Source organism: Acinetobacter sp. PW68 (assembly GCF_020982655.1).
Taxonomy (GTDB): Bacteria; Pseudomonadota; Gammaproteobacteria; order Pseudomonadales; family Moraxellaceae; genus Acinetobacter; species Acinetobacter towneri_A.
Genome location: NZ_JAHZSX010000001.1, coordinates 2,131,332 through 2,144,773, shown reverse-complemented (window position 1 = coordinate 2,144,773; position 13,442 = coordinate 2,131,332). Strand labels below are relative to the sequence as shown.

11 protein-coding genes are annotated in these 13,442 nt (G+C 42.5%); 8 read left to right on the top strand and 3 right to left on the bottom strand.

Annotation, left to right across the window (positions count from 1 at the left end; all coding sequences use genetic code 11):
* Positions 1-156: 156 nt before the first annotated feature.
* Positions 157-1,032: a metal-dependent hydrolase gene (locus tag K1T76_RS10220; RefSeq protein ID WP_019838023.1), complete on the bottom strand. Its 876-nt coding sequence runs from the start codon at positions 1,030-1,032 to the stop codon at positions 157-159.
* 132 nt (positions 1,033-1,164) lie between these two features.
* Here K1T76_RS10220 and K1T76_RS10215 point away from each other — a divergent pair, with 132 nt between their 5' ends.
* From K1T76_RS10215 to K1T76_RS10195, 5 genes are all read left to right on the top strand, one after another.
* Entirely contained in the window at positions 1,165-2,232 is a 1,068-nt protein-coding gene (locus tag K1T76_RS10215; RefSeq protein WP_230245307.1) for an AraC family transcriptional regulator, read from the top strand.
* A gap of 406 nt (positions 2,233-2,638) precedes the next feature.
* Positions 2,639-3,442, top strand: a complete 804-nt coding sequence (gene trpA / locus K1T76_RS10210) for a tryptophan synthase subunit alpha (protein WP_230245306.1) — start codon at positions 2,639-2,641, stop codon at positions 3,440-3,442.
* Complete coding sequence (accD, locus tag K1T76_RS10205; RefSeq protein WP_019838021.1) at positions 3,439-4,335, top strand: acetyl-CoA carboxylase, carboxyltransferase subunit beta; 897 nt, start codon at positions 3,439-3,441, stop codon at positions 4,333-4,335. Before trpA ends, accD begins: the two co-directional genes overlap by 4 nt.
* Complete coding sequence (folC, locus tag K1T76_RS10200) at positions 4,332-5,615, top strand: bifunctional tetrahydrofolate synthase/dihydrofolate synthase (RefSeq protein WP_230245305.1); 1,284 nt, start codon at positions 4,332-4,334, stop codon at positions 5,613-5,615. Before accD ends, folC begins: the two co-directional genes overlap by 4 nt.
* Positions 5,606-6,670, top strand: coding sequence for an SPOR domain-containing protein (locus K1T76_RS10195; protein ID WP_435653761.1), 1,065 nt, complete (start codon positions 5,606-5,608; stop codon positions 6,668-6,670). The genes folC and K1T76_RS10195 overlap by 10 nt, the downstream gene beginning before the upstream one ends.
* A 62-nt stretch (positions 6,671-6,732) precedes the next feature.
* Here the strand turns inward: K1T76_RS10195 and K1T76_RS10190 are convergent, their stop codons facing one another.
* Positions 6,733-7,557, bottom strand: a complete 825-nt coding sequence (locus tag K1T76_RS10190; RefSeq protein WP_230245303.1) for an MBL fold metallo-hydrolase — start codon at positions 7,555-7,557, stop codon at positions 6,733-6,735.
* 132 nt (positions 7,558-7,689) lie between these two features.
* Complete coding sequence (locus tag K1T76_RS10185) at positions 7,690-8,331, bottom strand: peroxiredoxin (RefSeq protein WP_136144594.1); 642 nt, start codon at positions 8,329-8,331, stop codon at positions 7,690-7,692.
* A 338-nt stretch (positions 8,332-8,669) separates the two neighbouring features.
* Between K1T76_RS10185 and secA the strand changes: the two genes are divergently transcribed.
* The 3 genes from secA (at position 8,670) to argJ (ending at position 13,321) form a co-directional block, all read left to right on the top strand.
* The gene (gene secA, locus K1T76_RS10180; protein ID WP_230245302.1) at positions 8,670-11,384 is read left to right on the top strand and encodes a preprotein translocase subunit SecA; all 2,715 of its coding nucleotides are present in this window, start codon (positions 8,670-8,672) and stop codon (positions 11,382-11,384) included.
* 162 nt (positions 11,385-11,546) lie between these two features.
* The gene (locus K1T76_RS10175) at positions 11,547-11,903 is read left to right on the top strand and encodes a hypothetical protein (protein ID WP_230245301.1); all 357 of its coding nucleotides are present in this window, start codon (positions 11,547-11,549) and stop codon (positions 11,901-11,903) included.
* A gap of 197 nt (positions 11,904-12,100) precedes the next feature.
* A complete protein-coding gene (argJ, locus tag K1T76_RS10170) occupies positions 12,101-13,321 on the top strand; it encodes a bifunctional glutamate N-acetyltransferase/amino-acid acetyltransferase ArgJ (protein WP_230245300.1) in 1,221 nt (406 codons plus the stop codon).
* The last annotated feature ends 121 nt before the right edge of the window (positions 13,322-13,442 follow it).

The following is a 13,442-nucleotide window of genomic DNA, read 5'->3' as shown; positions in this document are numbered from 1 at the left end:
CCAAAACGGTATGAGTCACTCATAAATAAGAAATAATAAGATATGACTCAGCATTGCCTTATGTCTTACTTTATATAGAGATATTAGAGGCAAGTTTGTATAAAGTTAAGCAATGCTGAGGTGTTTATTGGTTAAAAACCAAGCAAAATAAAAGCTTTATTTTCCTGCCTGCCAAAATGCTTCACCTGCCTGAATTGGGTCGCCTGTTTGCGCTAAAGTCTCAAGCCAGACATCATATTGCGCGATAATTGGATGTTGGCTAGGGTGAAAGTCAAGTTTAAACCAATCACGGTATTGTGATTGCATTTTGCGTAACTTCCCTCGTTTGCCAAACAGCCATTGCAAGCCACGTACATTCATTTTAATGCGCTGGGTGCGATTAAACCCATCGCATTTCAGCATGACATTGGCGCGGTACAGGGTAAATCCGAACATTAAACCTGTGGTCAGCACCAACGCCATTTTTCGGGTCACTTCAGGTACATTGCCCACCTGCTGCATTACATCAAACGCCACATCACGATGTTCCATTTCTTCAATCGCATGCCATGCAAATAAGGCGCGGACATAAGGATGTGCATCTTTTAGCGTTTCTTTTTCGCCATAAAAAGTTTCTGCCATGAGTGCAGTTAAATGTTCTGCAGCCGCTGTCATGGCGATATTGTATTGGGGCGAGCGATATTTGAGTTCAAACTTAAACACTTTGTTTAGACGCTGAATAAACTGATCTACAGGCATGCCTTGATCTTTCATAACCTGATTCATTTTGTCGTGTGCAATGCCGTGCTGAGCTTCTTGCCGAATAAAATCGGCAACACGCTGTTTTAAGTCAGGGTCTTGAATTTGATCGCGGAACAAACGAACTGATTGAATGAAATAACGCTCGCCATCAGGAAAAGTCAGGCTCAAAGCATCAAACATGCGGGTCAGAAACGGATCACCCGCAAACCAGTAACGCGGCACATCAGCTAATTTAAAATCGAGATTGCTGCGTACTATGGGCGTAGCATGATATTGGACAAGTGCATTCATTTTATTTTATTTCACTCTGGTCAATCCTGTTTGCAGTATGTCGGGCTTTTGCAGATTTGTTTTGACAGTATTTGCCAGTTTTTATACATTAAACGACAAAAGAAAATGATGCATGTCAAGATGAGCAAGCACATGAGCGAAATTCAAATTCCAAATGGCTATTATCAACTTTATTTACGCTATTTATCAGCACGGGGCAGAGTTCCTGAGCAGCTTGGATTTTCGCCTGCACAATTGCAGCAGTTACAACATGTGTTGGCATTGCCTATGGATACCCAATCGTCTTATCAGTTTTTTAACGAGATCATCCAACACAGTATTCAGTTTTTAGATTGTCCAACGCTCGTTTTTGAATTGGCACGTTATATTCAGCCTGAACATTTTGGCGTGCTTGGCTATATGGCATCGCGTAGTAATAGTGTTGCAGAAGCTATTCAATATATGATGCGTTTTAGTCGTTTGGTGGTAGATGGTACGGCAGCAGTACCGATGCGGCTGGAACAACAACTAGATGCCTTATATTTATCATGGCCATTGGTGGATGAAAAATACAGCTTGGTTCATGAAATGACTTTTGCCTGTATGACTCAATTGGCCATGCAAATTTTTGATTTTCAACACTCTCCGATACGGGAGATTCATTTTGCCCATGCACCGCGTATGGCGATGCTGCATTATGAAAAGTTTTATGGTTGTAAGGTTTTATTTAAGCAAGCGGAATATCAAATTGTTTTAAATTTAGAAAGTCTTAGTTTAAAACCACAGCAAGCCGATCCCTCTTTAATTCATTTACTCACCAAACAAGCTGAAGATGCGATTGCGTTAAAACCACAATTAGAAACCGTGCGGCAACAAGTACAAGAGCTGGTGGCGCATTATTTACGTTATGAACAGCAAGTACCGAATATTGAATGGGTGGCACAGCGTTTATTTCGTTCAGGGCGGACGTTACAGCGTCAGCTTAAACAGGAAGGTACGGGTTTTAAACAGATTCTGGAAATAGAACGGATGCAGCGCTGTGAAAACTTACTACAACAAAATGTGAGTCTAAGCGACATTGCACAGTTGTTGGGTTATTCAGACCAGTCGGCTTTGGCACGTGCTTATAAAGCCTGCACAGGACAGACGCTGCTAAAACGTAAACAGCAATTGCAGCAAGCAGAGAATGATGCATTTTCTATACAGCAAGGTACGCCATAAATCGGATCAATTGGCTCATGATCAACAGGTCATTTTGCGCTAACAGATTGAAGATAAGCGGTTTGCAGCCACGACTGAAACAGCTTTTGCAAGGTTGATAAAGCCTATGATAAATTCTGAAGTTATTTATTTTTATCAAAATTTTTAAATTTAAAAGCTCTGTTGAACAAGTTTCTAAAACCGATAAGCAGGCAAAATTAGGCATCTTTGATCATTGAGAAAAAAGCGCAAATATCAGTAAATGTAGCCTCGCGGTTGTTCTGAATAAATCGTTTTGCAAACAGAAATGCAGCAACCCATGCCTGTACGCTATTCATTGAGTAAAAAATAGCGTTACAATGGGTCAATTTGTATTTCTACAATAGCAAATGTTTCAGTTTTAATCATTCAAGGAAAATACAACCCTATGTCACGTTTAGCCACACGATTTGCACAGCTTGAATCTCAACAACGTAAGGCTTTGGTTTCTTATGTTATGGCAGGTGACCCTCATCCAGAAGTCACAGTTCCGTTGTTACATCAAATGGTCGAGGCAGGGGTAGACATCGTTGAATTAGGTTTGCCGTTTTCAGACCCAATGGCTGATGGTCCAGTGATTGCCCTCGCCGCTGAGCGTGCTTTGGCAGGTGGAACCAATACGCTAGATGCTTTAAACATGGTCAAAGAATTCCGTCAAAAAGATCAGGAAACGCCTGTGGTGTTGATGGGATATTTAAACCCTGTAGAAGTTATTGGTTATGAAAAGTTTGTTGAATATGCACATGACTGTGGTGTAGATGGTGTACTTCTGGTCGATTTACCGCCTGAAGAAGCCCAAGAGTTTGATGAAGTGCTGAATAAATACGGGATGAATCAAATTTTCTTGTTAGCGCCAACTTCTACACCAGAGCGTATTCAATTTGTGGCAAACCAAGCCAGTGGCTTTATTTACTATGTTTCTTTGAAAGGCGTGACGGGTGCAGCAACACTTGATGTTGCAGAAGCAGCGGCCCGCATCCAACAGATTAAAGCTGTAACTTCCGTGCCTGTAGGTGTGGGTTTTGGTATCAGTGATGCTGCATCTGCCAAAACAATGGGCGCGGCTGCCGATGCAGTTATTGTCGGAAGTGCTTTTGTAAAACAATTTGCGAGCTTAGCACCAGAACAAGCCGTCATTGCAACGGTTAATAAAGTGAAGGAGCTTCGAGCTGCGCTCGATGAGTTAGTATGAGTCAAGAAGTGAAAACAGGGAAAATTCTAAGCCCATCGACGCCGTGGACTGCACGTGGTGTACCTGGTATTGAAACACCAGATGAGCAACAATCATTAAAAGCGATCTTTACTGAACCAACGATTGAATGTCCAGAATGTCATGCTTTGGTGACACGTACAGCAATGTCATTCAACGCTTATGTATGTCCACAATGTGATGAACATTTACGCATGAAAGCGCGTGAGCGTTTAACTTGGTTCTTTGACCAAGTGCAAAATGAATTAGGTCAAGAATTCTCTGCTAAAGACCCACTTAAATTTGTAGATAGCAAAGCATATCCTGAGCGTATGACTGAAGCGCAAAAGAAGACGGGTGAAACCGAAGCTTTAGTAGTGATGCAGGGCTTATTAAAAAATATGCCAGTCATTGCTTGCGCATTTGAGTTTGACTTTATGGGCGGCTCAATGGGTACTGTCGTTGGTGACCGTTTTGTGCAAGCCGCTGAACGTGCGATTCAGCAAAAACAACCATTAGTTTGCTTCGCAGCATCGGGTGGTGCGCGTATGCAAGAAGGCATGTTGTCTTTAATGCAAATGGCGCGAACCTCTGCTGCAATTCAACGCATGAAAGAAGCAGGCTTGCCGTACATCGTGGTATTAACTCATCCTGTTTACGGTGGTGTAACTGCATCATTGGCGATGTTGGGTGATGTACACATTGCAGAACCTAAAGCGATGATTGGTTTTGCGGGTAAACGTGTGATTGAGCAAACTGTACGAGAAAAACTCGAAGAGCCGTTCCAACGAGCAGAATACTTACTTGATCATGGTGTGGTCGATCAAATTGTCCATCGTCATGCATTACGTGATACAGTTTATCGTATTCTTGCGAAACTGATGAACTTGCCTTGAACACAGCGCCTCTTGCAACCGATGATTTAAACACATGGCTCAATTATTGGAGCCATGTTCACGTTACAGGTATTGATTTAGGTTTGGAACGGGTCATTCCTGTTGCAGAAAAACTGGGGGTAACCCATCCTAAGGCCAAAGTCATTACAGTTGCGGGAACCAATGGTAAAGGCTCAACCACAACCACTTTAGCGGCTATTCTAAATGCGCAGGGTTATCGGGTTGGGTTGTACCAATCGCCACATATTTACCGTTTTAATGAACGAGTCAAATTAGCAGGCGTCGAGGTCGATGACCAAAGTTTGATTGATGCTTTTGTTCAAGTCGATCAAGCGCGACGTGATTGCGATCTGAGTTTATCTTTCTTTGAAGCCACGACTTTGGCGGCCTTTGTGATTTTTAAAGCACGTGACTGCGATGTGTGGGTGCTTGAAGTCGGTTTAGGTGGGCGTTTAGATGTGGTTAACGTCGTCAATCCAGATGTGGCGGTTATTACCAATATTGGTTTAGACCATGTCGATTGGTTGGGCGATAGCATCGAAAAAATTGCCTATGAGAAAGCAGGCATTATTCGTCCTCACATTCCTGTTATTTTTGCAGGTCAGCAAGATTTGCCTCAGGCTATTCAAGATAAGGCCTTAGCCTGCAATGCCTCCTTATTTGTTTTGAATCGTGATTATTTTTATCGAGAAATGCAAGATGGTGAGTCGTGGATGTTTGCTGCATCGGGTTGCACCTTAAAACTTCCAACAGGCAGCTTGGCGCTCGATAATATTTCAACCGCGGTGGCAGCAGTCTTGCGTAGCGGTTTAGAAATCACCCAAGATGCGATTGCACAAGGTATTCAAACTGCTAAATTGGCAGGGCGTTTTGAAATTCGTCAAATTCAGGGCAAAACTGTGATTTTTGATGCAGGACATAACCCGCATGGCGTTGAATTTTTGTTAAAGCAATTGCGCGATTTCTTAAATTACAATAAACAGTACACTGAAGTAATCAGTGTTTTTTCAATGCTTGCAGATAAAGATATAAATTCTGTGGTTGAGTTATTGAAAGATAGTGTCGTAATGTGGAAAATTGCTACATTAAATGTGCCTCGTGCGGCAGAGATCACAATTTTGGATCAGGCTTTGCAAGGCGAAACAATACAACACTTCGACAGTATACAATTGGCTTTTAAATCAGCACTGGATGAAACTAAAAATAATCAGCTGATTTTGGTATGTGGATCATTTCATACCTTAGAAGCGGTATGGGAGTATTTGGAAGAATGTCAATGAATAACAAACAACGCTGGATGGGTGGCGTTGTTTTATTAGGTGGTGGTGTTTTATTGGCAGCATTGCTTTTAAAAGGGCAAGAAGAAATACATCAAAATAATGTGAAAACCCCAAGCCAAGCCGAACAAGTTCAAGATAAAAATGCCAATCAGGCAGAAATGGTGCAATTGCAACCTTTAACTGTCGATGTGCAAACCGAGCAGCGTCTGCTTGAAGAGCAGCGCCGTGCGCGTGAAAAAGCAGTGGCAGAGCAAGAAGCACGTGCAGCTGAGTTTTTAGCAATGCAGCAACAGGCAGAAGCTGAAGCAGCGCGTAAAGCTGCAGAAGAATATGCTGCCTTAAATGCCTTACGTTCTGGTCAGCAGCAAAGTTCTGACAATATTCCGCCTGAATTGGTCGAAGATGAACAAGTCAAGCAAAAGCGTTTGGCTGAAGAAAAAGCCGCTCAGCAAAAGAAGTTAGAGCAGCTACAGGCAACGGATGCCAAGAAAGCTGCTGAGTTAAAAGCTGCGCAAGAGCGTAGTGCTGCAGAGAAAAAAACAGCAGATGAAAAGCGTTTAGCGGAAGAAAAACGTATTGCAGAAGAGAAGCGCAAAGCGGAAGAACAACGCCAAGCCGATGCAAAACGTAAAGCTGAACAAGAGCGTAAAGCTGAACAAGAACGTAAAGCAGCTGAAGCAAAAAAAGAAGCAGAACGTAAGGCTGCCGAAGAAAAGCGTAAAGCTGAGGAAAAACGCAAAGCTGAAGAAGCTGCCAAGAAAAAGGCTGAGGCTGAAAAAGCACGTAAGTTATTGGAAGAAGGTGATAAACAATGGATGGTACAGGTGGCTTTGGCGGCTAACCAAGCCAATGCCGATGCTTTGGCGGCAAAATTGAAAGCCAAAGGCTATAAAGTCACCCAAAGTCCAACGTCTAAAGGGGTTCGGATTATGGTTGGGCCATCTAAAGACCGTGATGCTGCCGATGCAACCCGTAAGAAAATTACCGCAGACCCAAGTTTGAATATGAAATCTGCATGGGTGATTGATTGGGTGCCGTTAGATAAACGTGACTAGATCATTCGATCAAGATGTTTATTAAAAAAGGATTTAATCTTTCAGGTTAAATCCTTTTTTATTTAGGCTTTTGGTATTTGATATTGCGCTAAGGCAATTGGATCATGTGCGCAAATAATCTCAACTTGTGGTGCAGTTTGAGCCAAATGCTGAATATTCGCTAAAGTCTTTAAACGCATTAAATTATTTTCTGCAAACAAATACTCAACTGTATGTAGTGCTGGGAAGCATTGTTTAGGGTCTAGCTGTGCTTGCGCATAATAAGCATCGCCACAGAAAAATAACCAGCCCTGTGCCTGCCGAATGGCAATGCCACAATGACCAGCGGAGTGTCCAGGCAAAGGAATCAGTAAAATTTCATCCTTAAAAATTGTTAAACCTTGCACACGATTAAAATTAAACCAAGCTTCACCTTGGGTTGGTTCTAAAAAATCCCAATGAGTATGTTGCTGAAATTGCTTAGGTTTATAACGCATGCGATTTTTTAAAGACTTTAAATTGCAGGCTGCCTTGTATTCACTCGCGAGGATATGCACAGTCGCGTTTGGAAAATCAGCAATCCCACCCGCATGATCAAAGTCCAAATGCGATACCAAAATATGTTGCACATCACTGGCCTGATAACCAAGTTGCTGGATTTGCTTGAGTGCGGTCTGGCTTAAGTCGTGTTGAATCCGAGCGGTATGGGTCAGTAATGTGCCTAAACGCTGTTTGGGATGTAAATAATCCTCAACGCCTAAGCCTGTATCGACCAAGACCAAGCCTTGATCTGTTTCTAATAATAGACAATGGCAGACCAATTTTGCCTGCCAACCTTGTTGTCCAAATAAAGGCGCACAGATTGGGCAAAACGTGCCGCAATGTAAATGATGAATGTTGTAGATCACAAAATGACGTTTTTTTATGAATGTTATTTTGCTTATACCTGATCTGTTGTGTGTCGCCAATCACAATCGGATTAACGGAATTGGAGCATAAAAAAGCCTATCCGAAGATAGGCTTGCTCATGTAACACTTAATTAAGTGCGGTTCGGTTGTTTGGTCAAACGTAAATAAGGCTTGATGGCTTTATATCCACTTGGGAAGCGTTCTTTAAGCTCTGCTTCGTCCTGAATGGCAGGCACAATGACCACATCTTCACCATCTTGCCAGTTGGCAGGCGTTGCAACCTTGTAATTGTCAGTCAGTTGTAGTGAATCAATGACACGTAAAATTTCGTGGAAATTACGTCCTGTAGAAGCAGGATAAGTAATGATCAAGCGTACTTTTTTATTTGGATCAATAATGATTAATGAGCGGACAGTCAGTGTTTCGCTGGCATTCGGGTGAATAAAATCGTACAGGGTAGACACTTTACGATCTTGGTCAGCAAGAATTGGGAAATTAACCGTTGTATCTTGAGTTTCGTTAATATCTTGAATCCAGCCTTTATGAGATTCAGCATCATCTACAGAAAGTGCAATCGCTTTGACATTGCGCTTGCTGAATTCATCTTTCAGTTTTGCGGTATAGCCTAGCTCGGTGGTGCAGACAGGTGTGTAATCGGCAGGATGCGAAAATAGAATGCCCCAGCTGTCACCTAAAAATTCATAAAAATCAATGGGGCCTTCATTTGAATCTTGTGTGAAGTTGGGTGCGATGTCACCTAAGCGAATAGTCATTGTGTACCTCTGTCTTGTTTTGTTGTGTGATGTATGCGTACTACTATGCGCCATTCCTTTTGCAGAATTAAATAGTGTTTTTTTATGTGCTTATGAATAATTTGAATATGCTGTGTCATTTTTATTGCATTTTCAAAATAGATTGATGTGTGATTGCTATATATCGTCCGCTCGAAATTTGTTACATTAACTGCTACTTAGCAGCGAGAAATGGCAAGTAGAGATTGGAATTTTTAATAGGTTTTTGTGCAAAACCCTTGTACTTCAAATTTCTAGCACCATAATAACCACTAAGAAAAACCTATTTATTTGACAAGCAAGATTTAGAGAGTTTATTCATGTTGGCAAGTCTGATCGGAGGAATCTTCGGTACTAAAAATGAGCGCGAACTCAAACGCATGCGTAAAATCGTAGACAAGATTAATGCGCTCGAGCCGACGATATCTGCCTTAAGCGATGCAGACTTATCTGCAAAAACCGAAGAATTCAAACAACGTTATAACAAAGGCGAAAGTTTAGATAAATTATTACCAGAAGCATTTGCAGTATGTCGTGAAGCCGCCAAACGTGTCATGAGCATGCGTCACTATGACGTGCAGTTGATTGGTGGTATTACCTTGCATGAAGGTAAAATTGCAGAAATGCGTACAGGTGAAGGTAAAACCCTAATGGGAACTTTGGCCTGTTATTTAAATGCTTTAAGCGGTCAGGGCGTGCACGTCATTACTGTGAACGACTACTTGGCACAGCGTGATGCCGAACTCAACCGCCCTTTATTTGAGTTTTTAGGTTTAAGCATTGGCATTATCTATTCCATGCAAGACCCGACTGAAAAAGCACAGGCTTATCGCGCAGACATTACCTACGGTACCAATAACGAATTTGGTTTCGACTACTTGCGTGACAACATGGTGTTCTCGCTGAGTGAGAAAAAACAGCGTGGCCTGACGTATGCCATTATTGATGAAGTGGACTCGATCTTAATTGATGAAGCACGTACCCCATTAATCATTTCTGGTCAAAGCGATGACTCATCTCAGTTATATGCAGCGATCAATACTATTCCGCCAAAATTGCATCCGCAAAAAGAAGAAAAAGTAGCTGATGGTGGACACTTCTGGATTGATGAAAAACAACGTACTGTAGAAATGACCGAAATTGGTTATGAAATGGTAGAAAATGAACTAATCCAAATGGGTTTATTGGCAGAAGGCGAAAGTCTTTATTCTGCATCTAACCTGAATTTAGTCCATCATGTATCTGCAGCTATTCGTGCTCACTTCCTGTATCAACGTAACGTCCATTACATCATCCATGATGGTGAAGTGATTATTGTTGATGAAAATACAGGTCGTACCATGCCTGGTCGTCGTTGGTCTGAAGGTTTACACCAGGCGGTAGAAGCCAAAGAGGGTTTGGAAATTCAGCCTGAAAACCAGACTTTAGCGACCACAACCTTCCAGAACTATTTCCGTTTATACAAAAAACTGTCAGGAATGACGGGTACTGCAGACACTGAAGCTGCAGAAATGAAAGAAATTTATGGTCTAGATGTTGTTATTATTCCAACGCACCGACCAATGATCCGTAATGACCAAAACGATTTAATTTATTTAAACCGCACAGGCAAATACAACGCGATTATTCAAGAAATTAAACGTGTGCATGAAGCAGGTGTCGCACCCATTCTAATTGGTACAGCGACCATTGAGGCTTCAGAAATTTTATCGGATAAATTACGTGAAGCGGGTATTCAGCACGAAGTATTGAACGCGAAGCAACACGAACGCGAAGCTGACATTATCGCGCAAGCAGGTGCCCCACGTGCGGTGACCATTGCCACGAACATGGCAGGCCGTGGTACAGATATTTTGCTAGGTGGTAACTGGAAAGCCCTGCTAGCCAAAATTGAAAACCCAACCCCTGAAGATGAAGCGCGTTTAAAGGCAGAGTGGGAACAAAATCACGACATGGTGTTAAGTTCAGGTGGCTTACACATTATTGGTTCAGAACGTCACGAATCGCGCCGTATTGACAACCAGTTGCGTGGTCGTGCAGGTCGTCAGGGTGACCCAGGCGTGTCACGTTTCTATTTGTCACTTGAAGATGACTTAATGCGTATTTTCGCAGGTGATCGTGTTGTAGCAATGATGCGTGCTATGGGCTTGCAGGAAGATGAAGCAATTGAACACAAAATGGTGTCACGCTCTATCGAAAATGCACAACGCAAAGTTGAGGCACGTAACTTCGATATTCGTAAAAACTTGTTGAAATACGATGACGTAAATAACGAACAACGTAAGATTATTTATTCACAGCGTGATGATATTCTGGCAGAAAGCACGTTGCAAGACTACATTGAAGAAATGCATCGTGAAGTGGTCACAGGCATGATCGCCAATTATATTCCACCAGAATCCATTCATGATCAGTGGGATATTGATGGTTTAGAGCGTGCCTTGCGTGATGATTTAGGCATTGATTTACCCATTAACCAATGGCTTGAAGATGATCGTCGTCTAGATGAAGAAGCTTTGGTTGAGCGTATTGCCGATGAAGTTGTGGCGCGTTACCGTGCACGTCGTGAGCAAATGGGTGATGAATCTGCCGTGATGTTAGAACGTCACTTTATGCTCAGTTCACTTGATCGTCACTGGAAAGATCATTTGGCGGCTATGGACTATTTGCGTCAAGGGATTCATTTACGTGGTTATGCACAAAAGAACCCTGAACAAGAGTACAAGAAAGAAGCCTTTAACTTGTTTGTGAATATGTTGGGTGTGATTAAAGCCGATGTCGTGACCGATCTTTCGCGTGTGCATGTACCGACACCTGAAGAATTGGCTGCAATGGAAGCACAACAGCAAGCGCAGGCAGAAGCGATGCAGCTTAATCTTTCACATGCCGATGTAGACGGTTTAACGGGCGAAACCTTTGAATCAGAACCACAGTATAGTGCAGCTGAACAAACTATTGTGCCGCCTGTAAGTCGTAACTCGCCATGCCCATGCGGTTCAGGATTAAAATATAAACAGTGTCACGGTAAAATCTAAACCTGACTTATTGCAACTTAAGCAGAACTTCGGTTCTGCTTTTTTGTTTTTTGCTGCAAAAATCTTTGTGGTAATAGTTTTGCAAGATGTGTATAGCATTTGCAGATTGTGGAATTAAATGCTATTTAGTTGCACATGCAATATCCACGTGTGGAACAAAAAATGAAAAAAGTATTAAAACCTTTAATGATTGTTGCCTTGAGCTTGCCTAGCTTCGCATTTGCAAATGCGGCAACCACGACAACGCCTGCAAAAGTACAAGCAGCTGTGGGAGCGACTACAGCTCAGGTACAGGTGGATAATGGTCATGTGACTGTGGCAAGCCCACGCACAGGTATTCGTTATACCTTTGCTAATCCAGATCAGCGTCCAATCGTGCTGCATACTGCAGCGATTGCACCTGCGAATGCTGCAAATGTAAATCGTATTGTGGCTGCTAATCCTGCTTTATCTGCAGCAAGTCAAGAACGTGCAAAACAAGCTTTATTGGGTGAAACCGTGGTTGCGACCAAGCCATAATCCAAATTGAGCCCAATCAGTATAACTTCAGGTGCTTACGTATTAAAGTGAAGATAAAAAACCAGTCCAAACGGGCTGGTTTTTTATATATGACCTTGTTCATGAACAGAAGTAGAATCATATAGGGTGAATGCTCGATTTTTTCTTCAATTTCCACTAAGCTGTGACACTCTCAAATTTGTACTGGAAATTTCAAAATGGCAGTTGGTGACGTCTCTATGCCACATATGCATGTGGTCAAAGGTGTAAAAATTGGTTCAGCAGAGGCTTATGTGCGTTATCAGAACCGACGTGACCTGGTTATTTTTGAATTTGCAGCAGGCTCAAATGTGGTGGGTGTATTTACTCAAAACGCATTCTGCGCCGCGCCTGTGCATGTATCTAAAGCACATTTGACTCAAGGCAATCCGCGTTATTTGGTCATTAACACAGGCAATGCCAATGCGGGTACAGGCAAATTGGGGTTGCAAAATGCAGAAACCACCTGTGCCAAATTGGCTGAATTGGCGGGTGTATCTTCCCAAGAAGTTTTGCCATTTTCTACAGGTGTGATTGGAGAACAATTACCCATGGAACGCTTGGTTGCAGGTTTAGCGCCTGCGTTGGCATCGTTACGTGAGGATGCTTGGCATGATGCTGCGACAGGTATTATGACCACAGATACTACACCAAAAGGTGCTTCTGAGCAGTTTGAGTTGGATGGCATTATTTATAGCATGACAGGCATTTCTAAAGGTGCAGGTATGATTCGCCCGAATATGGCGACCATGCTTAGTTATGTTGCAACCGATGCACCTATTCAACGTGACATCTTGCAGCAATTGCTCAAACACAGCGTAGAACAATCGTTTAACCGTATTACTGTAGATGGCGATACATCGACCAATGATTCATGTATCTTAGCGGCGACAGGTCAGGCGGGTGGCACTGAAATTTGCAGTGAAAATGACCCGCGTTATGCTGTGGTGCTGGATGTTTTGAATCGTGTGATGTTGCGTTTAGCGCAACTGATTATCCGTGATGGTGAAGGTGCAACAAAATTCATTACAGTACGTGTTGAAAGTGGTGCCAATACCCAAGAATGTTGTGATATTGCATACAGCATCGCCCATTCACCATTGGTAAAAACTGCCATTTTTGCCTCAGATCCAAATTGGGGACGTATTCTTGCTGCGATTGGTTATGCAGGCGTGCCAAATTTAGACGTTGAAAAAATTCAGGTTTGGTTAGATGATGTGCAAATTTGTAAAGATGGCGGTGCTGCAGTCGATTATACCGAAGCAGCAGGCGCACGCGTCATGGCGCAAACTGAAATGACCATTCGTGTAAATTTAGGACGTGGTGAAGCGACAGATACAGTCTATACTTGTGACTTATCTTACGATTATGTCAAGATTAACGCGGATTACCGCTCGTAAAATTCAAATTGAGTGATAAAGCCTCCGTTGTGAGGCTTTTTTAGCATTCAATTGGCAAAGGGCTGGTGAATGAGTAAATTGCCCCCATATCATCAGTGACTTGAGTAAGCTTGTGTTCGGG

What these genes read in the sequence shown, in the direction of transcription:
- K1T76_RS10185 (WP_136144594.1), bottom strand. Translation starts at nt 8,331, where the DNA reads ATGACTATTCGCTTAGGTGACATCGCACCCAACTTCACACAAGATTCA.
- K1T76_RS10175 (WP_230245301.1), top strand. Translation starts at nt 11,547, where the DNA reads ATGAAAAAAGTATTAAAACCTTTAATGATTGTTGCCTTGAGCTTGCCT.
- accD (WP_019838021.1), top strand. Translation starts at nt 3,439, where the DNA reads ATGAGTCAAGAAGTGAAAACAGGGAAAATTCTAAGCCCATCGACGCCG.
- secA (WP_230245302.1), top strand. Translation starts at nt 8,670, where the DNA reads ATGTTGGCAAGTCTGATCGGAGGAATCTTCGGTACTAAAAATGAGCGC.
- trpA (WP_230245306.1), top strand. Translation starts at nt 2,639, where the DNA reads ATGTCACGTTTAGCCACACGATTTGCACAGCTTGAATCTCAACAACGT.
- K1T76_RS10215 (WP_230245307.1), top strand. Translation starts at nt 1,165, where the DNA reads ATGAGCGAAATTCAAATTCCAAATGGCTATTATCAACTTTATTTACGC.
- K1T76_RS10220 (WP_019838023.1), bottom strand. Translation starts at nt 1,032, where the DNA reads ATGAATGCACTTGTCCAATATCATGCTACGCCCATAGTACGCAGCAAT.
- K1T76_RS10195 (WP_435653761.1), top strand. Translation starts at nt 5,606, where the DNA reads ATGTCAATGAATAACAAACAACGCTGGATGGGTGGCGTTGTTTTATTA.
- argJ (WP_230245300.1), top strand. Translation starts at nt 12,101, where the DNA reads ATGGCAGTTGGTGACGTCTCTATGCCACATATGCATGTGGTCAAAGGT.